Origin of the sequence: Mucilaginibacter antarcticus (assembly GCF_042686155.1) — a bacterium.
Lineage (GTDB): Bacteria > Bacteroidota > Bacteroidia > Sphingobacteriales > Sphingobacteriaceae > Mucilaginibacter > Mucilaginibacter antarcticus.
Genome location: NZ_JBHUON010000005.1, coordinates 89737 through 115417, shown reverse-complemented (window position 1 = coordinate 115417; position 25681 = coordinate 89737). Strand labels below are relative to the sequence as shown.

General features: G+C 43.0%; 19 protein-coding genes. 7 read left to right on the top strand and 12 right to left on the bottom strand.

The genetic code is table 11. The features are described from left to right. Positions 1–16 precede the first annotated feature (16 nt). From ACFSYC_RS06245 to ACFSYC_RS06210, 8 genes are all read right to left on the bottom strand, one after another. Positions 17–1018: a class I SAM-dependent methyltransferase gene (locus tag ACFSYC_RS06245; RefSeq protein WP_377124659.1), complete on the bottom strand. Its 1002-nt coding sequence runs from the start codon at positions 1016–1018 to the stop codon at positions 17–19. Further along, complete coding sequence (locus ACFSYC_RS06240) at positions 1018–2277, bottom strand: ABC transporter ATP-binding protein (protein WP_377124657.1); 1260 nt, start codon at positions 2275–2277, stop codon at positions 1018–1020. Before ACFSYC_RS06240 ends, ACFSYC_RS06245 begins: the two co-directional genes overlap by 1 nt. Next, positions 2277–3140 carry an ABC transporter permease gene (locus ACFSYC_RS06235; protein ID WP_377124655.1) on the bottom strand — a complete coding sequence of 288 codons (864 nt, stop codon included), beginning with the start codon at positions 3138–3140 and terminating at the stop codon, positions 2277–2279. The genes ACFSYC_RS06240 and ACFSYC_RS06235 overlap by 1 nt, the downstream gene beginning before the upstream one ends. Further along, entirely contained in the window at positions 3137–4255 is a 1119-nt protein-coding gene (locus ACFSYC_RS06230) for a glycosyltransferase family 4 protein (protein ID WP_377124653.1), read from the bottom strand. The genes ACFSYC_RS06235 and ACFSYC_RS06230 overlap by 4 nt, the downstream gene beginning before the upstream one ends. Next, positions 4248–6035, bottom strand: coding sequence for an asparagine synthase (glutamine-hydrolyzing) (asnB, locus tag ACFSYC_RS06225; protein ID WP_377124651.1), 1788 nt, complete (start codon positions 6033–6035; stop codon positions 4248–4250). The genes ACFSYC_RS06230 and asnB overlap by 8 nt, the downstream gene beginning before the upstream one ends. A 144-nt stretch (positions 6036–6179) precedes the next feature. Then, positions 6180–6695, bottom strand: a complete 516-nt coding sequence (locus ACFSYC_RS06220; protein ID WP_377124649.1) for a UpxY family transcription antiterminator — start codon at positions 6693–6695, stop codon at positions 6180–6182. A 15-nt stretch (positions 6696–6710) separates the two neighbouring features. Beyond that, positions 6711–9146 (bottom strand): GumC family protein, encoded by a 2436-nt coding sequence (locus ACFSYC_RS06215; RefSeq protein WP_377124647.1) that lies wholly within the window; start codon positions 9144–9146, stop codon positions 6711–6713. Further along, positions 9147–9920, bottom strand: a complete 774-nt coding sequence (locus ACFSYC_RS06210) for a polysaccharide biosynthesis/export family protein (RefSeq protein ID WP_377124645.1) — start codon at positions 9918–9920, stop codon at positions 9147–9149. Between the two features lie 81 nt (positions 9921–10001). On the opposite strand from ACFSYC_RS06210, the gene ACFSYC_RS06205 reads away from it, so the two are divergent. The 6 genes from ACFSYC_RS06205 (at position 10002) to ACFSYC_RS06180 (ending at position 16827) form a co-directional block, all read left to right on the top strand. Further along, positions 10002–10748, top strand: a complete 747-nt coding sequence (locus ACFSYC_RS06205; protein ID WP_377124643.1) for a glycosyltransferase family 2 protein — start codon at positions 10002–10004, stop codon at positions 10746–10748. Between the two features lie 107 nt (positions 10749–10855). Next, the gene (locus ACFSYC_RS06200) at positions 10856–11959 is read left to right on the top strand and encodes an MraY family glycosyltransferase (protein ID WP_377124641.1); all 1104 of its coding nucleotides are present in this window, start codon (positions 10856–10858) and stop codon (positions 11957–11959) included. Between the two features lie 102 nt (positions 11960–12061). Then, the gene (gap, locus tag ACFSYC_RS06195; RefSeq protein WP_377124639.1) at positions 12062–13060 is read left to right on the top strand and encodes a type I glyceraldehyde-3-phosphate dehydrogenase; all 999 of its coding nucleotides are present in this window, start codon (positions 12062–12064) and stop codon (positions 13058–13060) included. Next, the gene (locus ACFSYC_RS06190) at positions 13053–13487 is read left to right on the top strand and encodes a GNAT family N-acetyltransferase (RefSeq protein ID WP_377124637.1); all 435 of its coding nucleotides are present in this window, start codon (positions 13053–13055) and stop codon (positions 13485–13487) included. Before gap ends, ACFSYC_RS06190 begins: the two co-directional genes overlap by 8 nt. 155 nt (positions 13488–13642) lie before the next feature. Next, positions 13643–14833 carry a phosphoglycerate kinase gene (locus ACFSYC_RS06185; RefSeq protein WP_377124635.1) on the top strand — a complete coding sequence of 397 codons (1191 nt, stop codon included), beginning with the start codon at positions 13643–13645 and terminating at the stop codon, positions 14831–14833. A gap of 272 nt (positions 14834–15105) precedes the next feature. Next, entirely contained in the window at positions 15106–16827 is a 1722-nt protein-coding gene (locus ACFSYC_RS06180) for a serine hydrolase domain-containing protein (protein ID WP_377124633.1), read from the top strand. Between the two features lie 23 nt (positions 16828–16850). Here ACFSYC_RS06180 and ACFSYC_RS06175 read toward each other — a convergent pair whose 3' ends face one another. The 4 genes from ACFSYC_RS06175 to ACFSYC_RS06160 form a co-directional block, all read right to left on the bottom strand. Next, positions 16851–17120 carry a hypothetical protein gene (locus tag ACFSYC_RS06175; protein WP_377124631.1) on the bottom strand — a complete coding sequence of 90 codons (270 nt, stop codon included), beginning with the start codon at positions 17118–17120 and terminating at the stop codon, positions 16851–16853. 203 nt (positions 17121–17323) lie between these two features. Next, positions 17324–20038: a PAS domain S-box protein gene (locus ACFSYC_RS06170; protein ID WP_377124629.1), complete on the bottom strand. Its 2715-nt coding sequence runs from the start codon at positions 20036–20038 to the stop codon at positions 17324–17326. 326 nt (positions 20039–20364) lie between these two features. Then, positions 20365–21789 carry a D-alanyl-D-alanine carboxypeptidase/D-alanyl-D-alanine endopeptidase gene (dacB, locus tag ACFSYC_RS06165; protein WP_377124627.1) on the bottom strand — a complete coding sequence of 475 codons (1425 nt, stop codon included), beginning with the start codon at positions 21787–21789 and terminating at the stop codon, positions 20365–20367. Next, on the bottom strand, positions 21764–23209 hold the full coding sequence (locus ACFSYC_RS06160; protein ID WP_377124625.1) for an APC family permease: 1446 nt from the start codon (positions 23207–23209) through the stop codon (positions 21764–21766). The genes dacB and ACFSYC_RS06160 overlap by 26 nt, the downstream gene beginning before the upstream one ends. A gap of 149 nt (positions 23210–23358) precedes the next feature. On the opposite strand from ACFSYC_RS06160, the gene ACFSYC_RS06155 reads away from it, so the two are divergent. Continuing rightward, the gene (locus tag ACFSYC_RS06155) at positions 23359–25596 is read left to right on the top strand and encodes a sodium-translocating pyrophosphatase (protein WP_377124623.1); all 2238 of its coding nucleotides are present in this window, start codon (positions 23359–23361) and stop codon (positions 25594–25596) included. Positions 25597–25681: the final 85 nt, after the last annotated feature.

Sequence of the window (25681 nt, the reverse complement as noted above, 5' to 3'; positions counted from 1 at the left end):
TTACTATAAGGTTTCATTAGGCTGCTTTTGTAAGTTGCAGCCACAGCGTTTCGCCCAGTTTTTTATGCCACAAGGCAGCCTGAAGGCGAAGGTATTTTATCCGGATATATTCATTTACCCGGTACCAAAGCGTATTGGCTACCGGCGGTAATTGGCGCCTTTGCAACGATTGGTAATACATTACCGTCTTCATTACATCCAACGGCGTATAAGGTTCAATAGCAGTTTCGGTGATGTTAAAACCCCATTTACCGGCTAAAAACTTAAAAGTCTTATCGCTATACCTGCCAATATGATTAGGCGGCATATCAAGCAAGGCGTTGTTAAGCTCATTAAATTTTATCTTATCGGCATTTGGTACACCGATAAACACACGGCCATTTGGTTTTAAAACCCAATTGAAGGTTTTGAATATGGTGTCCAGATCATCCATATGTTCCAGTACCTGGAATAGGCATACCATATTAAATTTGTTGGCATACTCACCCTTCTGATTCAGATCCCGAACATCCCAACTGTGAGCCGTTATACCCGCTTGTTTTATTGCGTTAACCCCAAATGCTGAATGTTCTAAGCATATGATGTTTTCTTTTTTAATAAGCTTGGCTATGCGCTTAGCAAAACCGCCCGTACTGGCACCAATTTCAAGCAGCTGCAAATTCGCGTCACTAGCCGCTAATTGACTGATGCATTGGAAGGACTTTTCAAACTCCCATTTCCAATTGGTGTCGTTTGCTGTGGTCGAGTGCGGCAACAAGTTGTAAAACTCCGCGTCGCCGGCAACAAAGGGATCAGCAAATACAAAATCGCAGTTGCTGCAACTGATAACTGATGCCGTGTTTTTACCCCACAGGCTGTCTATTTTTTGCGCTAACGTGTCAAGCGAGATTTCTTTAGCGCCCATGGTTTGTATAAAATGGTTTGCCGACTGCCGGGCATTAACAGTATACAATAGCTTATTCGCAGTATGCGTGCAAACGGGGCATTGGGCGTTATAAGGTTTGTACTGGTATTGCATTAAAGCGGTTTGTGCGGGATATTGATAAGTCCCTTGGCAGAAAAATCATTTACATCGTTCCACTCGCTAGCGATGTAGAAGGAGTAGGCTTCGTCAATATAGATCCACTCGTGGCCGGCGCTTATGGGGTCACCGTCATGGCCGCCTACCCCAATAGTGTAGTTGCCCGGCCTTAACAGGTTAGGTTCAATAACAAAGCTTTCGTTGTAGTCTCCCTCGGCCAATGCTGCGGGCCACGGTTTGTTTTGGATGGTAAAAACCAATACCGCGTCTTTATAGAAATTAACAGACGACCTGAATTTTGGTACTGCCTGTTTACAACTGTATTGCAGGTTAACAATAAGCTGGTCTGAAGGCGAAAAAACAGCTTCCTGATTTTTAATGCCGTTGATAGAAAATTCTTTAAACTGTATGCTATTTACTAATGTGCCCTGGTGTTTGTACGTTGCCAATAAGCCATTAGCATGTATGTTTGATTTAAGGTAGATCCCCAGGGTTTCTTCTACATTGCCCTGCGCTACAAGCTGGCCATTATTTAACAGCATGGCGCTGGTACACAATTGCCTGATACTGCCCATATTATGGCTCACAAACAGTACTGTTCGGCCTTCGCCTTTGCTAACATCGCCAATTTTGCCCAGGCATTTTTTTTGAAACTCGGCATCGCCAACGGCAAGTACCTCGTCAACTATTAATATTTCAGACTCCAGGTGAGCCGCTACCGCAAACGCCAACCGCACGTACATGCCGGACGAATAACGTTTTACCGGGGTATCTATGTAACGCTCAACGCCTGCGAAATCTACAATAGCGTCAAATTTCCGCTTTATTTCTGCTTTGCGCATACCCAGTATGGCGCCGTTTAAGAAGATGTTTTCGCGCCCGGTAAGTTCGGGATGAAAGCCCGTGCCCACCTCCAGTAAACTGGCAATGCGCCCTTTAACTTTTACCGACCCGGTTGTGGGTGATGTAACCCTGCTCAAAATTTTAAGCAGCGTGCTTTTACCCGCGCCGTTACGCCCTATGATACCTACAGCATCGCCGGCGTTAACGTCAAAGTTGATATCTTTAAGGCTCCATACAACATTGCTGTCACTTTTAGCAGTACGGTCGTTAACCTCGCCAATTTTTAAGAACGGATCTTCCTTGCCTCTAATACGTGCCCAAAACCGCTCAAGGTCGCGCGATATGGTGCCGGTGCCAAAGTCGCCAAGTTGATATGCCTTTGAAAGTCCTTCTACCTTAATTACTTTAGTCATTAAACCGTATCTACAAAGTTTTTTTCAACCCGGTTAAATACCACCGTACCGGCAACAAACAATAAAGCTGTAACGCCTGTACTGTATGCTAATAGCTGCCAGCTAAAAGCACCTTTACCTAAAAAGCCGTACCTAAACGTTTCTAACACGGCGGTAATGGGGTTGTAGCGTATTATTGCCGCATACGCGGGATAAGTAGCTTCGGCGGTGGATAGCGGGTAAACTATAGGCACCACATACATTAGCAATGGTACGCCAAAAGATACCACGAAGGCCAGATCGCGATATTTGGTAGTTACTGCAGATATGATCATACCCAACCCGAGGCCCTGCGCCGCAACCAATAAAATCATCAGCGGAAATAATAACATCGCTATGTTTGGGGCAATGGCGTAGCCTTTAATCATATAAAATGCCATGACGCCCAAAAAAAGCACAAACTGCACCCCAAACTTTATCAAATTTGAAAACACAATGCTAAGTGGCATTATCAGTCGGGGAAAGTACACTTTGCCAAGCATGGCGGCATTGTCTTTAAATACAGTTGATGTTTTGGTTAGGCAGTCGGCAAAGTAATTCCAGATAGTAATGCCGGCCAGGTAAAATAGGGGGGCGGGTACACCGTCTGTTGGTATGCCAGCCAGGTTGGCAAAAATTACGGTATAAGTTATTGTAGTGATAACAGGCTGTATAAAAAACCAAAGCGGGCCCAATATAGTTTGCTTGTAAAACGATACAAAATCGCGTCTTACCAGTAGTATCAGCAAATCGCGGTAATGCCAAACGTCTTTAATGCCCAGGCGAAAAGGGTTGCTTTTGGGACTTAGTTCAATGTCCCATTGTTCGTCTTCAGCCTCGGTCATTCGGTAAGCAGTTGGTGTAGTTTGTCAATGTATATATCTTCGTTAAAATGTTGCAGGCATTGCTTTTGCAGCGCTGCTCTTTTTTCAATGGTTAAGGGTTGCTTTAAATATTGAGCGAGGGTGTTTTCAATCTCTTCCAAATCGTCCGGGTTTACTGCGTGACCCAGGTCGCCGTTTCTTATCGCGTCCATGCTGCCATCCACATTACCGCAAATAACCGGCAGGCCACAAGCCAGCGCCTCTATAAACACTATCCCGAATCCCTCTTTTTTACTTGGCAATACAAATAAATCGGCCATAATAAAATGGTCAGGTAATTCTTTCTCTGGTATAAAGCCGGTTAAAATTACATGGTCTTCTACGTGGTGCTCGGCCACCAGTTGCTTTATACGGGCTTCTTCAATAGCATCATACTGGCCGGCCAGCACGTATTTAATGTTTGGTATTTTAAGCTTTAATTTGTCTATCACCTTTATTACCTGCTCATAACCCTTGTATTGCTCGGTAGCGGCAAGGCGGGTTAAGGTAAAAAGTATCACATCCTCCTTGCTAAGTTTATATCTATCTAACAAATAGGCGGGTTTTGTAAAGTTGGTAGGGGGCACCATAAACGAGTCGACCGCGTTATTCAGTACCACACATTTACCAGCATTGGTTTGGTGCCTGCGTATTATTTCCTGTTTGGTGAAATTACTTACGCAGATTATTTTATCACATTTTTCGATGAGTAGCTTCTTAACCTTTGAGAGCGGCCGCCAAACCTCAATGCCATGCGCTATAACCCAAACTTTGCAGCTTGGGTTAAGTAACTTAATGGCCAACCCCACAACAGCCATGTTTATATGACTCAATATCACAACGTCAGAGGTATGTGCCAACGCCAGCGATTTAACGGTGAATTTCGGGCGCTTTAACCCAAATCCCGTAAAGTTTGCCGGCAGTATGTATTGCGGCATTACGTCGCTGTCACGATCATAAACAGACCATAGTTTAAATGTCCATTGGTTACGACGCGCCACTTCGGTAAGTGCGTGGGCAAGTGTGCGGGTCATTTTTTGAATGCCGCCAGTGGAGCTAAAAGTTTGCAGCGTAAGAAGCGTGATTTTTTTAGGCATGCTTTTGTAGCTGATACAACGCAAAGGCTTTAGACCAATGCACTTTGTTACCTTTAAATGCTTTGATTACGCTCTTTGCTTTTTTACCTGTATAGGCGTCCTCGGCTACTATTTCTAAGTTTTGTGCCATCCATTGCTGTAAGGGAAAGCTGAAACCCATTTTACGCCTGTCCCAAACAGATTTCGGCAGCAGGTCTGCAAATGTGTCTATCAATATTTTTTTTGGCCGGCGCTTATCAAACCTAATGGCATTGGTGATACCACTTACCGCTTGCTGAAAATCTTCGTCCAAAAACGGCACCCGCACTTCCAGTCCGTGGCTCATACTCATTACATCGGTATCACGCAGCAATTGGTTTTGCATGTATAAATTGCTCTCAAACCAGGCAGCCTTTTCTTTATTAGACATGCCTTTAAAGTCGATATTAGGCGGTGCGAATAAGGTATCGATAACTTCTTGGTGGCTACAATCTAATATCCCCGCTATCTCTAAAGGTGTAAATAATCCCCTAAGGAGAAGATAATCGGCAAGGTAATGATCATTAGTCATATAGCTAACCCGTTTTAATACGTCTATATGCAGTTTGCCTGCTTGCGCCAATGCCGCAGATGGAAGGGACCTTAACAAGCCCGTTACCCACATCCGGTTAAAAGATGGGTAGCCGCCAAAAAGTTCATCGGCACCTACGCCCGATAATACCGCTTTTACACCATCCTGACGTGCATATTTGCTTATAAACCACGTGTTAACTCCATCGGTGGTAGGCATATCCATTGCATTAATAATGGTGGGCAGCGCTTCTTGAAAATCGCTTTGCTTTACAAGGTGGCTAAACTTTTCGCCTTCAATTTTATTTAAAACGGCCTGCTGATATGCACTTTCATCATAGGCCTTTTCATCAAAAAATATGGATATTGTTTTTAAATGCTCCTGCCTGTATTGGGCGGCTAACAACGTAATGATACTCGAATCAATTCCCCCGCTTAAAAACACCCCGATAGGCGCATCGGCAATAAGCTGACGATTAATGGCTTTATTAAGGCCATTGGCTATAACTTCTTTGGCTGTTTCAATATCATTAATAAGCTCAGGTACCTGCGTGTTTTGATATGACGAAATATGGTGGATCTCTTTGTTATGATCCCAGCGTAAATAATTTCCTTTTGGTAGGTTGAATACGCCTTTTAATGTAGTTTCGGGCTCGGGCACATGGCCAAACGCCAGGAACCGTATCATCCAGCTTTTATTAGTTTCTGTAGCGATTCCTGCCACTTTTAATGCTCTGACTTCTGAGGCAAAACTTAATTGCCCCTTGTCTATATGATAGTATAGCGGTTTTATCCCCAGGCTATCGCGCACCAGGTAGGTTAGGGCTTTAACGGTATCAAACAAGGCAAACGCAAACATGCCACGCAGTTTTGCAAAAGCCGCGGTGCCCCAGTGTAGGTAGGCTTGAATAATTACCTCGGTATCGCTATTTGAGTTAAAGCGCGCGCCAAGTTTAACTAGCTCGCTTTTTAAATCAAGATAGTTATATATTTCGCCATTAAAGGTTATCCAGGCCTTTTTGCCGGCATCGGGCATGGGTTGGTGCCCGTTATTACTCAGATCAATAATGGATAGCCTGCGATGCCCAAATACAAGGCCTGCATTTTCGTCAGCGTAAAAGCCTTCATCGTCCGGCCCGCCATGCTTAAGCGCATTGCACATAATTGCAACGTTTGCGCGCAGCGCTGCTGTATTATGTTGTTTAGCTATTGTTCCGGCTATTCTGCACATGTTCAGGTAAGTTCATAGCTTCGCCCGGTAAGTCACATTTTACAACGTAACCTGTTAATTATTAGCACTTTGTTTGTTTGTATTAAGTGCCGGGATAAGAAGTATAGGCATTAACAATGCCTATTATTTGTGAGGTTTAATATATTAAAATCTGTCAATTAATGATGCTGCCATATTTACAACTATTGAGCAGCCTAAACTGTCAATACGCAGCATCAATTGCTTTTGCGACCGGTATGATATCATGTTACCGGTCAGCCCTTTTAGCGGCCCTGCTTTTATAATAACCTTTTCGCCGGGTTGCAGGTCCTCTTCAGTAACTTCAAGCTCATACGGGCTAGCCATCAGCAGCTTAAGGTCTTGCATTTGCCTATCGGGCATGGTAGCTACTTGTCCAGAAAAATACAGAAAGCGCGCTACGCCTTTTGTCATTAAAACGTCGGGCCTGGCATGGTCGGTGATACGCACAAACAAGTACGATTTTAAAAATGGCTCTTCAACCCACTTTTTCCTGTCGCTCCATTGTTTAAGTTTACGTTGTAGCGGCAAATAAGTTTCTATACCCTTGTCGCAAAGGGCCTGGTGAGCTTTCTTTTCGGCCCTGGGCTGGGTATAAACGGGATACCACTTATAATGAGCAGTATTAAGTAGTAAGGCCATTATGCTGTTAGTAGCTTACTTTTTGAACCATTTCCACACCTGCCACCATTTATCTTCAATGTTATCTACATAATAACCAGAGCTTTCATAGCCGGTATAGTCTGAGTAATAATAGTAAGTGGAGCCGTAATTTTCGCCGGTATATTTTGTAGTGTAATACCTGGAGTGAAGCAGGTCTTGCGCAAACGCGTTAAGTACAATAACGGTATTGTCAAGCTTATATTCCTGGGCAATACGTTGCGGTATGGTGGCGGCGTAAAATTTAGATTTGCCCGAGCGGATAACAAACAAGTTAATATCACTTATTTTGATGAGTGGTATAGCGTCTGACACCAAACCAATTGGCGCCGTATCTACCATGATGATATCATAACGATCGCTCAAAGTTGCAATAAGCTCTTTAAGCCGGGCAGTGTGCAATAATTCTGAAGGGTTTGGTGGTACAGGTCCCGACACAATAAAGTCAAGCCCGCTTTGGTTTGAATGGTTAATTACATCGTCCACCGTGCATTGATTGGACAAGTAATTACTCAGGCCCATATCATTGGGCACATGGAAAGTTTTATGAAGCTTTGATCGCCTTAAATCGGCAGCTATAATAATTACCTTTTTATCAATAAGAGACAGTGTGCTGGCCAGGTTAACAGCCACAAATGACTTACCCTCGCCGGCTACTTCTGATGTAATACATATAACCTTGCTCTTTTTATCAGAGGCCAAAAAGTTTAAGTTGGTCCGTACTGCCCTTACCGATTCGGCAAAAATTGATTTCGGCTTACTGATGGCCAAAATCTGGCTGCTAAATTCGTCTATCTCTTCAGGAAATTTCCTGATAACGCCTATGATAGGTACGGTTGTAAGACTTTCAATTGTTTCCTTATCATAAATATACGGATTTAAGATCCTGATGAAAACAATAAAACCAAGGCCAATTGCAAGGCCAAGCATTAGCGCGTTGCGATGTATGTTGCTTACGTTTGGCGCTACGGGGCTAAAATTAGGTTGTGCCAGATCAATTATTGTAGCACCCGGCAATATCCCGGCGCTTAATATCTCCTGGTCAAGTTTTTTCTCTGATAAGAAAGAGTATACCTTATCATTAACATCAAAATCACGTTTAAGGCCAACCAGTTCGCGCTCATTAACAGGTAGTTCGCTTATTTTTCGGTTAACGGGGGCCAGGCGCTCCATTAAAAATTTTTGCTTCGTTTCCAGTTGTCTGCGCGCTACGCCGATGCTGCTTATCAGGTTAGCTTTAACCTGTAAAATTTGCTGGTCAACGTCATGTATCTGTATAGAGTTAGGGTTATATAACTTTAGTAGCGAGTTTTTGCCTGTGAGCAGCGAGTTGAGGCTTGTAATATACTGTGACAGTTCGGGGTTATTTATGCCACCGCCGCTGGTAAAGTTTAGATTGACATTATCCTTGCCTTTAACTACGTCTTTTTGTAATTGATCAACAGCTATTAAATCGAGCTTTATAATAGATATTTGCGACTCGATCTCTTTAGATTCGCCCAACACACGATCTGACGCCGCAGTAACATCCAGCATTTTATTGCTTTGCTTATACTGTTGTATAGAACCTTCGGATACGCTTAGTTTTTGTGACAGGAAGTCAAGTTGGCTGTCAATAAACTCGATCATTTGCGATGCAGATTTGCGGCGTTGTATCCGGTCATAGTTAACATATTCTTTCACCAACGCGTTCAGCGCATCGGCCGCAAAAATGGGGTTAACATCTGTTTGCGTTAGCGATATTAAACTTGAGTTTTTAGCCGGCTCTCCAGCAAGCAACCCTTCGCGTATCCGCCCCACAAAATCCTCGGGCGAGTTAAGTTTAAAAATAATGGATGACGTACTTGGCAGTTCGCCGGGATATTTAAGGCTAAATGAGGTTGGCCCAACAGTAAACGGTCTGTTATAATTGCATTGCTGGGTAATTTCTTGATTGCCTGCTTTATAACTGATACTAAAGGTTGCTTTGTCAATTGGCTTATAAGTGATCAGATCGTGCGTGAAGTTAAGGCTGTCAAATTTAATGAGCTGTATATCAATTTGTTTTGAAGGATAAAGCTCATTAGTGCGGTTTAACACGCGGCCTACAACATAAAAACTAAACTGATAATCGAGGTGTTTAACTGCGTTTAACAGCATAGGGGTGCTTTGCAGTACCACAACTTCGCTTTGTATGCGCGATGCCATGGCGCGGTCGGTGCCCGTGCTGCTGCCAACAATGTCTGAAATTTCTGATTTTTTTTCTTCGAACTTAATAATGGCCGATGTAGCGTAAATTTTGGGGGTATACCACAAATAAACATTTGACGCCAGGTAGCAAACCAAAACAGAGCCTGCTATCCAATACCATCGGCTTAACAAAATTTTCGAGATCTTGTAATAGTCAAACTCCTGGCTGGGTAGTTTAGGCGCGGTTTTTTGTAGCTCTTCCATTTACCGGCGTATAAGTGTTAAAATAATCAACGCCGTATTAATAACCAGTAAAACCGGCGAGGCTATGCTTGAAAAATCCTGCAACTTCTCGCTACGTATGGCCCTGCTATTTTGTGCAACTACTATAACATCCCCATTTTGTACGATAAGCCGCGGGTCTGCCAGCACGCGGGCATCGCTCAGATCAATAATATCGGTTTTAGGGGTTTGACCGCCCCTGATAATTTGTACAGTCTTGTTGTCGGCTTTGTCTGACAATCCGCCTACCTGGCCAAGCACTTCAATCAGGCTGGTATTATCATGCGTTAATACAATTTGACCCGGGGTTTTAACTTCGCCAAGCAAAGTAACTTTAAGGTTAATTATTCTAACATCAAGCAAAGGGTTGGTTAAAATATTTTTGGCATACAGGCTTTCAATATAGTTTCTGGCCGCTACGCGGGTTAAACCGGCTACTTTAACGCGGCCAAGGCCTGTTAAGGCAACTGTACCGTCATCTTCAACAGCGTAATTATCTGCGTTTATTTGCGCCCCCCCGAGGGCTGTATTGGTTTGGGCCACGCCTGCAGTAATATCAACCAGGCTTTTGTTGGCCTGCACATTGGTAATTTGCAGAATATCGTGAGGTCTGATCTGATAATTACTTATATTTGCGTAGCTTTTAGTAGCCACAGTATCAGTGGCATTTTGTTGAAGCAGCACCTGTGTTTGTTTGTATGAGCATGATGTTATTGTAAACGCTAAAAACAGGTATATAGTAGTGATATAACGCATATATATGTATAATCAAACAGGCTTAATACTTAGCTTAATCCCAAAACTACATATTTTGTACCTTAAATAGCGTTTTTTAAAGTGCAGCATTTAAAAATTTCTATAATTACAGTCACCTACAACGCTCAAAATACCTTGAGCCGTTGTATCCAATCTGTTATAGCGCAAAATTATGCTAATATAGAGTACATTATTGTTGATGGAGCATCTACTGATGGCACGTTGCAGATTATCAGCCAATACCAATCGCAGGTTGAAGTTTTTGTATCAGAACCGGATACTGGTATTTATGATGCCATGAACAAGGGCATTAAAATGGCAACCGGCGACGTTATAGGTATATTGAATGCGGATGATTATTTTGCTGCCAATAATGTAATTAGCAGCGTAGCAGCAGCATTTAAGGAGCAGGATACGCAAGTTTTATACGGAAATTTGAATTATATAAATCCAAATGGATTTGTGTTACGTAAATGGCGGTCAGGAACTTATACGCATGGAATGTTTAATTGGGGATGGATGCCACCCCACCCAACATTTTATTGTAGACGGCAACTTTTTGAAACACATGGGTTGTACGACACGCAGTATGGCACCGCTGCTGATTATGAGTTAATGTTACGGTTTGTACACGCACACAAAGCAACCACACAATATTTAAATAAAGTAATGGTTAATATGGCGGTAGGCGGTGTAAGTAATCAAAATTACAGGAATCGTTTTAAAGCGTGGGGAAATGATTTCAAGGCCATGGGTAAAAATGGGGTATTATTTCCTCGTATTTGTATTGTTTGTAAACCCATACGAAAGTTATTTCAGTTTATATAAAAGGCTTAATTTTTGCTTAATATTTTTAATTGATTTAAAGTGAAGGTGCGAGTCTTAGTTAATTTACATTTAGATAAACAAATGCTAACGCATTAATAATAAATTACATGCCCGAGCTTTTTTTACATCATCAAACAATCTATTATATCTGCATATTAGTTTTTGCGGGGTCGTTTTCTACAGCGGTCATTCCTTCTATTTTACATGTTGCACGTGCCCGTCATTTGTATGACGATATTGGTCATTTCAGGAAACAGCATGATCAGGGTATCCCGCGTTTAGGTGGCGTTGCTATATTTATGAGTTTCACGGTTACAGCGCTTGTTTTAAGTATTATCGACAAAAATTTCCCGGTAGGTTATCTACTTACAGCCAGCATAATATTGTTTATTATGGGGTTAAAAGACGACTTGTCAGGCGTTAATTCAATCACAAAAATAGCTGTTCAGTTTATTGTTGCTTTAATATTGGTAGTTTTGGGCGATATCCGTTTAACCAGTATGTATGGTGTATTTGGTTTGTACGATTTACCTTTTGTGGTTAGTGCAGCCTTATCAGTAGTGGTTATTATTATGATTATTAATGCTTTTAACCTGATTGATGGTATTGATGGCTTGGCTGGTGTAACCGGCATTATAGCCAATAGCGCTTTTTCTGCATTATTTATTTATACCAAACAGTATGAGTTTGCAGTAGTGTCCGTAATGCTGGTAGGCGCTATTGTTGGGTTTTTAAGGTTTAATATCACCCCCGCAAAAATATTTATGGGCGATACCGGTTCTTTGTTTATTGGTTTAATAACTGTTGTAATGGCTATTAAATTAATTGAGCTTAACAATGTAGAGGTTGCAAATGTAGCATATATAGCATCGGCCCCAGCCTTAACTATAGCCATTTTAATAGGGCCTATATTTGATACCCTTCGCGTGTTTTGTCTGCGTATTATTAACGGTATATCACCATTTACAGCAGATAGAAACCATATCCATCACCGCATGCTACGTTTGGGTTATACACATTTGCAAACCACACTTACACTTGCAGGTTTGAATATTGTTACTATTGCGCTCACCTATTTATTTACGGGGCTCGGTAACTTTCTGCTCATAGCTATCATTTTTGGAAGCTCTATGTTGTTTAACTGGGCAATTACCTTCATGATCAGGTCCCGCGAGCGCGAAACATTGGCTTTGCGCAATTTGTTTGCATAATCAGCACTCCTTTTTGCTTTCTCATTTAAGTGTCTGTTTGTTCTAAAAATTAGGGCAGGCCTTAACTATTTTACTAAGTTTGTAGCCTACTTATGTTGTATAATGAGGATAGCGATAAACGGATTCGGTAGAATTGGCCGTATTTTTTTACGTAACATATTGGACAAAACTGGTATAACGGTAGTGGCAATTAATGACCTTACAGACACGCAAACCCTTGCGCACCTATTTAAATACGATTCTGTACACGGTGGTTTTAAAGGTGATGTTACTTACGATGCCGGCCACATTATCATCAACAACAAACCCATAAAAGTACTGGCCCGGCGCGACCCTGAACTGCTGCCCTGGAAAGAGCTGAAGATAGACCTGGTCATAGAATCGACCGGTAAATTTGTATCAAAGGCAGGTGCTCAGAAACACTTAACGGCTGGCGCCAAGCAGGTTATCATATCTGCGCCGGCAAGCGACAAAGAGGTGCCTACGGTGCTTTTAGGGGTTAATGATAAAGAGATTGATCTGCGTTCGCCAATCCTCTCTAACGCGTCGTGCACTACCAATAACGTGGCTGCCATGGTAAAGATACTGGACGATAATTGGGGGATTGTTGACGGCTATATTACCACCGTACACTCCATGACGGGCGACCAAAGCCTGCATGATATGCCACATAAAGACTTGCGCCGGGCCCGCGCCGCGTCGGCGTCTATTATACCTACCACTACCGGGGCCGCAAAGGCTATAACCTCTATCTTTCCGCATCTGGATGGCAAATTAGGTGGGGCAGGTATAAGGGTACCCGTATTAAACGGATCTTTAACGGATTTTACCTGTATCTTAAACAGACAACCTAACGTACAAGACATAAACCTGGCCTTTAGGCAAGCTGCCGAAGGTGACATGAAAACCATATTGGAATACACCGAGGACCCTATTGTATCCGCCGACATAGTTGGCAACACCCATAGCTGCGTTTTTGATGCGCAACTAACCTCCATTGTGGGCGGCTTAGTTAAAGTTGTGGGTTGGTATGATAACGAAATGGGGTACTCGAGCCGTTTAGCCGATCTGGTTGAAAAATTAAAGCTGATACATGATTAAATTTGTTTCTGTAGAAGATGTGCTGGCCTTACGCAGCAGCGAGTTGCGTAGTGGCAAGATAGCGCCCAAAGACATGCGTTACCCAACAGATAACGCAGAAGGTTCTTTGCATTTGGGCTACTTTATAAAGGGCCAGTTGGTAAGCATATTATCTATGCACAGGCAACATTATGGCCAGTACAAAGGCGAAGGATACCAAATGCGTGGTGTTGCAACTATCGAGCAGTTTCGCGGGCAGGGTATAGGTACAAAAATGCTAAACTTTGCTCTTATATATCTGCAGGGTCAAAAGGCTAACTACTTGTGGTGTAATGGCCGTAAACGGGCCCTTAAATTTTACCAAAGCGCGGGTTTCGAAATCGTGTCCGGCGAGTTTGAATTACCGCCGGCAGGGCTGCACCATGTGCTGTACTTAAAGATCGCCTAATTGTGTCTACATAATTACAACGTTAAATTTTTGTTAAACGTTTGGTATTATCCATCGGTTTTTAAGCTAAAGGGCGCATATTTTTTATTTTTTGGTTCATTTTTCAGAATTAAATGCTGATTTTGGCGAACTTTTAAAACAGACCAGCATAAAGAATGAAAACGATAGACCAAATAAAATTTACAGGCAAGAAAGCCCTTATCCGCGTTGATTTTAACGTTCCGTTAGACGAAAACGGTAATGTTACTGATGATAACCGCTTAACGGCTGCTATACCTACCATCAAGAAAATTTTAACAGATGGAGGCGCGGTGATACTGATGTCGCACCTGGGCCGGCCAAAAAATGGCGCTAACGAAAAGGATTCTTTAAAACATGTCATTCCAGCCCTGTCTGACCTGTTGGGCCAGCTGGTTGAGTTTGCCGATGATTGCATTGGCGAGCAGGCTATTGAGAAAGCTAAAGCTTTGTCAGGCGGCGAGGTTTTGTTATTAGAAAACCTGCGTTTTTATAAGGAAGAAGAGCAAGGTGATAAAGCATTTGCAGAAAAATTAGCTGCGCTTGGTGACATCTACGTAAACGACGCCTTTGGTACAGCTCACCGCGCGCACGCATCGACAGCTATTGTGGCCGGGTTTTTCCCTGACGCTAAATACTTTGGTTATGTAATGGCGAGCGAGCTAGCTAACGCCGAAAAGATATTAAACCATGCCGAAAAACCTTTCACCGCTATTATGGGTGGCTCAAAGGTGTCTGACAAGATTCAGTTAATTGAAAAATTGTTAGAAAAGGTTGATAACCTGATCATCGGTGGTGGCATGGCTTACACTTTTGCAAAAGCAAGCGGTGGCGACATAGGCACATCATTGGTTGAGATGGATAAATTAGACCTTGCACTTAGCCTGATACAAAAAGCGAAAGACAAAGGCGTTAACCTGCTATTACCTTTAGACAACATTACGGCCGATGATTTTTCGCCTAATGCTAACACAGGCGTTGCCAAAACCGGTACTATCCCTGACAATTGGATGGGTTTAGACATCGGTCCTGAAACTGTTAAAGTATTCAGCGAAGTTGTTGCCGAATCAAAAACTATCCTTTGGAACGGCCCGATGGGTGTGTTCGAGATGGACAAGTTTGCAGTAGGTACCAAAGCTATAGCCGATGCGGTTGTTAAAGCAACGCAAAACGGCGCTTTCTCATTAATCGGTGGTGGCGACTCGGCAGCAGCAGTGTCTAAATTTGGCCTTACCAAACAAGTAAGCTACGTATCAACCGGTGGTGGCGCTTTGTTAGAGTATATGGAAGGTAAAGAATTGCCTGGCGTTAAAGCTATAAACGACTAATCACAGGTTTTGTCATTTCGACCAACGAGAGAAGTCTATACACATTAAAGTCGCCGACTTAGCAATGTATATATATATCGTTCGAATTGACACTGAAAATTAAATATTACAAAGGCTCCGGGAGATCGGGGCTTTTGTTGTTTAAAGGCGGCTGAGATTTGATCGACAAGCTGGTACTTATAATTTCGATAAAAGCAGTTTAAAAAATTATATATAGTTGATTTGCAACGTGTTGTTTTATTTATATATTAGCGTTATCAAACCCTTACATCATGATTAAACGCTATCACTTTAAATCGTTAGTTGCGATTTTGTTAGTCGCAGGTTTTTTAGCCTGTTCCAAATCGGGCACCCCCGGGCAACCTGTGCCCGATACAAATCAAGCAACCCTGGCTAGCGTAAGTACTGATGCTGCTACTGTCATAACCGCTAACACTGCCGGTGTTTCTGGTGCTGTCACCAATCAAGGCAGTGCTTCAGTTACAGAACGGGGCATCTGCTACGGGCTTAACGCAGCACCTAACACTTCCGGAAGCAAAATATCTTCAGGTACAGGCGCCGGCAGTTTTTCGTCATCGCTTAGCGGCCTAACCGCTAACACGTTATACCACGCCCGTGCTTACGCCATTAATTCGGCAGGTACAGCTTATGGTAACGAGGTTACGTTTACCACTACCGCTGCTACTACAGGAACCATTCCAACTTTGACCACATCCGCGGCAACCAGCGTTACCCTGACCGGAGCAACTGTTGGCGGATCAGTAACCGCCGAAGGGAGTTCAACTGTAACCGAACGTGGCATTTGTTATGCTACTACCGCGTCTCCTATTATTTCAAACAGCAAAGTAGCGTCTGGTGTGGGTGCGGGCGAATATACAGCATCGCTTAGCGGCCTAACCTCGGGTACATTATATTACGCCCGTGCTTACGCAACTAACGCTGCAGGTACAGCTTACGGTAATGAAGTTTCGTTTAACACTACCGCAGCCCCGATAAACATAGCGTCCATAGATAATGCTATAGCAGCTAAGTTAACCCAATACAACATTCCCGGGGTAGCTATCGCTATCATAAAAGATGAGAAATTGGTGTACGTTAAATCGTACGGCTTGGCAGATAAAGAAGCCAATACCACTTTAGCCAACGACCATCTATTCAGAATTGCAAGTTTATCAAAACCAATTACTTTTATAGCTATTTTAAACCTGGTGCAGGCAGGCACTATCTCTTTAAACCAAAAAGTATTTGGTACAGGGGGTATTTTAGGTAACGACTATGGTGCACCGCCCGTAGGTTCAAACAAAGATCAGATTACTGTAAAACACCTGTTAGATCATACTTCGGGCTGGATCAACTCCCCTACAGATCCTATGTTTTCTGCCACTAACATCACCCAAGCGCAATTAATTACAGACCTGTTGGCTAACCGCGCATTGACTACGGTGCCTGGTGCTACTTCTTATTATTTAAATTTTGGGTATAGCGTGTTAGGGCGCGTAATTGAAAAAGTTACCGGCATGACGTACGAAAATTATGTTAAAACCAATATCCTGGCGCCTTGTGGCATTACGCAAATGCGCATCGGTGGCAGCACGCTGGCGGAACGGTTGCCTAAAGAGGTAAAATATTATCAATCTGAATTTAATCCTTATAGTATGAACATCCAGCGCATGGATTCGCACGGCGGATGGGTAGCCTCGGCTACCGATTTGGCAAGGCTGATGGTTAAGATAGACAGGCAAAGCGTTAAAACCGATCTTATTAGTGGAAGTTTATTACTGCCAACTTACTTTGGTTATACCAACTGGTACCATACAGGCTCCATATCAGGTACATCTACCATTTTAAGCAGGCTAAACAATAATTACAGCTTTGTTATATTAGCCAATACCCGTACAGAAAGTAACCCAAATACTATTTTGGACGATCTGTATAATACTATGTCAACGCAAATACTGGCAGTTGGCACCTGGCCCACTACAGACCTGTTTTAAGGAATTTTATTAAGTACTAAATATTATAAAGGCTCCGGGAGATCGGGGCCTTTGTTGTTTGACGTCAGTTGGTTGGGTACTTTAAACAGTAACCATAAAATCCATAAATTAATACCGGTCCTGAAAATTGTCGAAATAAGGCTAATAGTGTCTAGTTTGGCCAGATATGCCCACGTAGATGGTTTTGCATAACTCAACACAAATAATATCGACATTGCATATTTAAGCCACCAATATCCTTTGCCAAGCAGGTAAACATTAAGTCCCCCGAAAAACATTAATGCAAAAGACATCAGTATTTTATTACGACTACTTGTGTTAGCGTAAGCAGGGGAGAAGAAAAGATAAATAAACCCCGCAATCAGCAAAAATATCATTAGCCGCTGCGCTTTTATATAGTTAGAGTGAATGGTGGGCACGGTTTGGATGGTTTAGTGTTCTGACCGAAAGCTACAAGACCGAGCAGCATCAATTACGCTAACACCAAGTTCTTTTTCTATATTAAAATTTTAAATTCGGTGCCTGCATTGGGTTGGCTTTCAACTGTTATGCTACCCCCAAATGTTTCAATTTGATTTTTTGTCATAAACAAGCCAACCCCTTTACTGTCAAATCCATGGTGAAAGATTTTATTTAATTTAAATATATTTTCTCCATGCCTCTCCAAGTCGATGCCCAGTCCGTTATCCTTAAAACTTAGCTCAATGCGGTCATGACTCTTTTTCGCCGTAATCATAATTTGTGGGGGCACCCCTGGCCTTGTATACTTCAGAGCGTTGCTTATCATGTTATAGAAAATGCTTTCGAGATAAACGTGTGGATAACTGATATTTGTCACCTCAAAATTGGAGGAAATAACTGCTTTTTTTGAAAATATTTCACCTTTTAGCATGTTCTCTACACCCTGTAGTATTGTGGCTGTGTTACATTCTTCAAAAGGAATACCTTTATTTAATCGTATTTCCAAAACCTTCATCAGTTCTTCCAGCGTCTGGTTAAGGCTTCCACTTGATTGCTTAAGCATGTCCAACAGTTCGGCCCGTTCTTCTTCTTCCGTTGTGGTTTCCAGCATATTAATAATCATGCCCATACTTCCTGCAGGGCCACGAAGATTATGCGCAACCATGCGGTTAAAATCTTCAAACTGGCTAATCTTGCGTTCCAGGTCAAGTGCTCTTTTATATTCGTCAATATCTGTACATGAGCCAAACCATTTCACAATTTCGCCCTTTTCGTTTTTCATTGGCAGGGCGCGTCCCAGGTGCCAGCGATATGCGCCATCGGCCGCCCTCTTAAAACGATATTCTACATCATATGGTTTCCCGGTTTCAATTGACTCGGTCCAAACTTTAACGCAATTATCCAGATCTTCCGGGTGCAACACCGGCTCCCAGCCCCAGCCCTGAGTTTCCTCCAGGGTCATGCCGGTATATTCAAACCAGTGCTGGTTATAGTAATCTAAATTACCGCTAGGTTGCGATGTCCAAATTATTTGCGGTATGGAATCTGCCAAAAACTTAAATTCTTGTATGGTTTGTATGGTTTGATCTTGCAGCTTTACAAGCTCAACCTGCTCTTTAAGCGCGGTGTTCAGCTCCTCCTGCTTCGCAATTGAGGCCTGTAAAGACAGTTGGGTTAGTTTATAATCATCAATATTTTGAAAGGTGCCAAACAGACGTTTACAAACACCATCCTCAAACGCTGCATGACCGATTGCCCGTACCCAAATCTCTTTTCCGTTAGCATCAATTAGCTGCAACTCTACATCCCAACCACTACCGTCGCTAATTGCTTTTTTAAGCAACGCGGTAATAGTCTCCTTGCCGGCCCCTTCTTTATAAAAATTAATAGCACTTGCTAATTCCGGCTCATAATCTGGCGCTACTGCATGAATTTCCTTGGTAACAGAGGACCAATGTATTTTTTCAGATTGAGGTAGATACTCCCAGCCGCCAACCATTGCCACTTTATTGGTTTGTTCTAATATTCCCTTTACGTGTTCAAGGTCCTTTTCAAGATGATAGCGCTGGGTAATGTCAATGGCGTTCCCAATCACATAAAATTCATTTTCGAGTACATTGTTAAATAACCAAATACGGCTTGAGCCATCTTTGTGCATGGTAACCATTTGGCCCTTCGCCCGGCCTTTTTTAATAATTTTTGATAAGTATGCCCTTAATTGAGGATGATTATCGTCGGGGACGATATCGAAAAGGCTAAGTTTTAAAACCTCTTGGGTGCTATAACCCAATATCGCTGCGCCTGCGTTGTTTACCGACAAAAACCTGCCTTCCAGATCATGGGTACACATTAAGCCTTGCGAGTTCTCAAAAAACACCCGGAGCTTATCCTCACTATCCTTTAACTGTTCTTCCTTTAGTTTTTCTAGAGAAATATCGCGCCCTATGCAAAATAGTTCACCACTTGTTTCGTCCAGCGTAGTATGCCACTGTATCGTTTTATAGCTTCCCGATTTGGTTCGCACACGGTGAACCGGGGATAGCTGGCCTTTCCCATCCCTAAATTGCTGCAGATCGTTTTCGGCGCTCTTTAAATCGTCCGGATGAACCAGGTCTATTGAGCAAATAGCTAAGAGGTAAGCTTTGTCCCAGCCCAATACTTTTTCAAACGCCGGATTTATTTTCTTGAAGTAGCCATTGGTATTTGCGATGCAAATAAGGTCGTCAGTCAAGCTGAATAAATGGTCAAACTGTTTAACTTCCTGTTTGCTTCTTCTCTCTATAATTAACGCGATAGCTTCTTCAGCTAAAATTGCTAAGGCCTCCCTTTGGCTTTCGGTCAGCACCTTGGGTTTACGGTCAATAACACATAAAGTGCCTAGTGCAAAACCATCATTGTCAATTAAAGGGCAACCCGCATAAAACCTTATGCCCGGGTCGCCGGTAACTAAAATATTGTTTTTAAAGCGTTCGTCTTTTGTGGCGTCTTCAACCTGAAATATGGTTGTATCGTTTATGGTATGAAGACAAAAAGCTAAATTGCGTGGGGTTTCTTTTACATCAATTCCAACGTTGGATTTGAACCATTGCCGTTCTTTGTCTATAAGGGAGATAAGCGAAATAGGTGTGTCGCATATTAAGGAAGCAAGCTTGGTTAAACGGTCAAAATCCTTCTCGCTGATAGAATCTAATATATTATAATTATGAAGGGCTTTTAATCGATCGGCTTCACTTATTTCTTTGTTCATCATACTTCAACTGCACCAATAAGTTCTGTATTACGAATATGACGAAAATTAGTTTTGTTGCGGGAGTTTAATTTCAATTTTTAGGGGAATTATTACCATGGCAATATAGATTTTTAATTATAGATAAAACTCATTTTTGAACTTATGATTTAATAAAGTATTCAGGATGTCCTATAAACGTTTCACGGTAGGAATTTACCGTCTAAACAGGCCAGATAAGGCCAATGGATTCTACCCGGCAATTGCCAAAATTGATTGCTGAAATACTAAGGCTGAAGGAACGATTTCACCATATACCCGGGGCTTACTATAATAGTAACCAAAAGGCCTTATTTCAACTCATCCAAAACCTTAAACATCTTTTCCTTAATAGCCCTTCCGCCACCATTATAGTTATTCACAATAATGCTGAAGCATAGCTGGCGGCCGGCATGGGTTTGGTAACCGGCGTAGGCCTGGCAGCTGTTAATGCTGCCGCTTTTCATGTGCATATCGTTATAAACGGGCAGGCTTTCGTAAAATGCGCTGTACCAACTCTCTTTTACTACCGATTGAAGAATACGTGCCATGGTGAGCGTTGTTACCCGGTTACCCGGCGACAGGCCACTGCCATCGAAGATATTGAGCGTATTGGCGTCTATGCCCTTGGTGGTCCAAAAGCTTTGCAAGGCTTTAACAGCGTTAGTTGTGTTTGGCTTTAACGTGTTTTGAGGGATGCTGGCTATAAGTACCTGCTCGGCAAACAGGTTGATGCTGATGTGGTTTTGCCAGTACAAAATGCTGCTTAACGCCGGCGATTTCAGCGTGAGCAAACTTAAACCGGCCTGGGGCATCGGTAGGTTCTTGTTCCGCAAGGTCGTGGCCGATTCGGGCGTACTGCTAACAGCAATGCCTAATGTTTTTAAAGTATCGGTTAAGTGCCAGGCAAAATCATAAGCCGGGTCGGGAGAGGCGGTGGCGATAGTCTTTTGGGTTTTGTCTATAGCGTAGGTGCCGCGCAGATACATTACATTGCTGTTGGTTGCCGGCAGGTAGGGGTAGCCCTGGTCGCCGGTGCCTGCTGCGCCATTGGTAAGTTCGCTTTTAAAACTGAGGAAGGGCATGTTGGGTTGCGTACCTGCTATGCCAATTGGGCTGGCGACAGCACCCGTACGCAGCTTTACTGCAAACTGGTTCTCGCGCCAGCATAATGCAGATATTCCGGCACCGTAATACGTGCCTAAATCCTGATTTATCCATCCATCGGGGATAGCCTGTGTGCCGTAAGCCGCGTCATCGCCAATAATACTGCCGTTTACACGCTTAATACCCGCCGTTTTAAGGGCAGCTATAATCTGGTTAAAAATTATCCGCTCTTTAGTTGTTTCCCAACGCCAGCTGCCCAGGGTAGGGTCGCCATTACCATGGATAATGATATCACCGTTAAGTGTACCATCCGCAGTAATACTGCCACGATAGCCTATTACGGTACTAAACTGATAATCTTTACCCAACGCGTTGAGCGCGGTTATACTGGTAATGCATTTTAAGGTAGACCCCGGCGCCAAACCCATTTTGGGGTTAGCGGCAAATACCTGTTCACCTGTCTTGGCGTCTAACACGGTTAAGGATACTGATGCGTACCTACACTGGCTATCAGCCTGCAGCTTGTTAAAAGCTGTAGCTATTTTTTGTTGTAATGATGTTTGCGCCCCTGCCTGGGCAGTTGTAATAAGTATTAATAATAAACTAAACCGGGCTCTCAATCTCCTCATCCTTCGAAAAATATTTTGTTATGTAATAAATCGGTATCCCTAATAAAACAATTACCAAACCACCGATAGAATACTCTGGTTTGTACAGCAATAATAACACGCAAAAAGTAATGCCCATAATTACATAAATGGCAGGTAATACCGGGTATCCAAATGCTTTGTAAGGTCTGTCGGCATTTGGGCGCTTTACTCTTAAAATGTAAATACCTATAATGGTTAATACATAAAATATTACTACCACCAACGATATCATATCGAGTAAATTGCCATACGTGCCACTAAGGCATAATAACGACGCTACAACGCATTGTATCCATAGCCCAAAGCTTGGCACCGCATTTTTGTTTAAAGTGCCGGTACGCTTAAAAAACAGGCCGTCTTTTGCCATGGTATAGTAAACACGCGCACCTGCCAATATCAAGCCGTTGTTACAGCCAAAGGTTGATATCATAATCATAACGGCTATAACGTAAGTGCCAATATTACCAAATATCACTTGCGATGCAGATACGGCCACCCTGTCCTTTTCGGCATTGGCAATATCATGCAATGGCAATACGCCGGTATAAACCAGGTTAACACTTACATAAATAACAGTAACTATCAGGGTTCCTAAAAATAAGCTCAAGCCAATATTGCGCTGCGGATTTTTCATCTCGCCGGCTATAAAGGTCACATTGTTCCAGGCATCGCTGCTAAAAATAGAGCCAACCATAGCCCCTGCAATAGCGCCTAAAGCGGCAACCATGGTATAGTTTACGGTAGTGTCGTCTTTATTTAATTGGTGAATATCCCAGGCATTGGTCCAGTTGGCGTTCCATACATCGCCCTTAAGCATAATTAAACCAAAAATGATTAGCCCGAATAAACTGGCCAGCTTGGTTATGGTAAAAGTATTTTGAATAAGCTTACCGGTTTTAACACCACGTGTATTAATGGCCGTAAGCAGAATGATTAAAACGATAGAAACCAGTTGGGCTGCATTTAGCTTAAAGTTATATGAACCTATCATGGTGCTGAACAAGATATTGTCCTCGCTCACCGCAGGTATTAAGTAGGCTGTAAATTTAGAAAATGCAACACCTACGGCTGCGATAGTGCCCGTTTGTATAACCGCGAAAAAGCTCCACCCGTATAAAAAAGCGATTAGTTTATTATAAGCCTCTTTTAAATACACGTATTGACCGCCCGCTTTTGGGAACATGGCGCTCAACTCGCCATAACTTACGGCGGCGGTAAGGGTCATGAAACCGGTAATGAGCCACACGGCTATTAACCAGCCTGCCGAGCCAACATTGCGAATAATATCGGCGCTTACGATGAAAATACCTGATCCTATCATGGAGCCGGCTACAATCATTGTACCGTCTAACAGGCCTAGCGATGCCTTAAGTTTTGTGGGTTCAGCTTGTTTGCTCATTAACTGTGTGTGTGATTAGAGTCTAAACTTATCAAAAAACTTTATAATTGACAGGCTATTGTAAAGAAATTAATTTTACTAATTTGCAAAACCAATTAACAACATTACTACCAAGTAATAAACCAAATAAATTATAAACTAATACCTCTATGGATTTTTTAAACACTTACTTAATCTACTTAATCCCCGTTTTTGGATTGATAGGGATCTTATTCATGATCACCAAATCGGCCTGGGTTACAGCGCAACCTACGGGCGACGCCTCAATGAATGAGCTTGCAGGCTATATTGCCGATGGGGCAATGGCCTTTTTACGTGCCGAATGGAAAGTATTGGGCTACTTTGTTGTAGTGGCGGCTATATTGCTGGCCTGGAGCGGCACAACGGTAGAAACGTCGAGCCCTGTTATTGCCGGTTCATTTATTGTCGGCGCTTTTCTTTCCGCGTTCGCGGGATACTTGGGTATGCGTATCGCTACCAAATCAAACGTACGTACTACGCAGGCTGCTAAAACAAGCCTGGCCCAGGCGCTTAAAGTATCATTTACCGGTGGTACGGTTATGGGCCTTGGTGTTGCGGGTTTAGCTATCATTGGTTTAGGCTCATTGTTCATTTTGTTTTATACCATGTATGTGGTAAACACTGGTGGCAGTGTAAATGGCGAAGCTATGGCTAAAGCACTTGATGTATTGGCCGGCTTCTCTTTAGGTGCCGAATCTATTGCTTTATTTGCGCGTGTTGGCGGTGGTATCTATACCAAAGCTGCCGACGTAGGTGCCGATCTTGTAGGTAAGGTTGAAGCCGGTATCCCTGAGGATGACGTGCGTAACCCTGCTACAATTGCCGATAATGTAGGCGATAACGTAGGTGATGTTGCCGGTATGGGCGCCGATTTATTCGGATCGTACGTGGCTACCATGTTAGCTACGATGGTATTGGGTAGAGAAATTGTATCGCACGATGCTATGGGCGGTATTGCCCCCGTGTTATTGCCGATGGTAATTGCAGGTTTGGGCCTGATCTTCTCTATTGTTGGTGCATCATTTGTTAAAATTAAAGAAGAAACAGACAGCGTACAAAACGCGCTGAATATTGGTAACTGGGCATCTATTATTCTTACCGCTATTGCTACTTATTTTGTGGTGCAATGGATGTTGCCTAACGATACCATGCACCTAACCCGCGATTTAGACGCTAACGGCGTGCTTAAAGAAGGTTCGCTGGTATTTACCAAAAACGGTGTCTTTGGTTCAATCGTAGTAGGTTTAGTGGTAGGTACGCTAATGTCTATCATTACCGAATACTATACCGCCATGGGTAAACGCCCCGTGCTGAGCATCATTAAACAATCATCAACAGGCCACGCTACCAACATTATTGGTGGTTTGGCGGTAGGTATGGAGTCTACTGTGTTACCTATCCTGGTTTTAGCCGCAGGTATCTATGGTTCTTATTTCTTTGCTGGCCTATATGGTGTAGCTATCGCTGCCGCAGGTATGATGGCGACTACAGCCATGCAATTAGCTATTGACGCTTTCGGACCTATTGCCGACAACGCCGGTGGTATTGCCGAAATGAGCCAACTGCCGCCGGAAGTACGTCACCGTACAGACAATTTAGATGCCGTAGGTAACACTACCGCCGCTACCGGTAAGGGTTTCGCAATTGCTTCGGCAGCTTTAACCTCACTGGCTTTATTTGCCGCCTTTGTGGGTGTAGCAGGTATCGAGCATATTGATATTTACAAAGCCAACGTACTGGCAGGTTTATTTGTGGGCGGTATGATACCGTTCATCTTCTCGGCATTGTGTATTTCGGCTGTGGGCCGTGCGGCCATGGCGATGGTAGAAGAGGTTCGTCGCCAGTTTCGCGAGATCCCGGGTATTATGGAGTATAAAGCCCGCCCCGAGTACGAAAAATGCGTAGAGATCTCAACTAAAGCTTCTATCCGCGAAATGGTTGCCCCGGGCTTAATCGCCCTGATTACACCGATAATCGTAGGCTTTATCTTCGGCCCTGAAGTGTTGGGTGGCTTATTGGCAGGTGTTACGGTATCAGGTGTGTTGATGGGTATTTTCCAGAGCAACGCCGGTGGTGCATGGGACAACGCAAAAAAATCATTCGAAAAAGGAGTGGAGATCAACGGCGAAATGTTTTACAAAAAATCAGAACCGCATAAAGCATCTGTAACAGGCGATACCGTAGGCGATCCGTTTAAAGACACCTCAGGCCCGTCAATGAATATTTTGATCAAGCTGATGTCTATCGTATCATTGGTTATTGCGCCGCACCTTAACAGCGCGGTTAATAACAGCGCGCATCTTCAAAAAGAGATCAAAGTACAATCAATGAATGTACACACCATCAAAATTGAAAAGAAAGTTTAAAACACTACGTATAGTTTTTTTTTAAAAGAGGGATGCCGTGTTGGTGTCCCTTTTTTTGTTGGTGACAATCACTACGAGTTCGCGC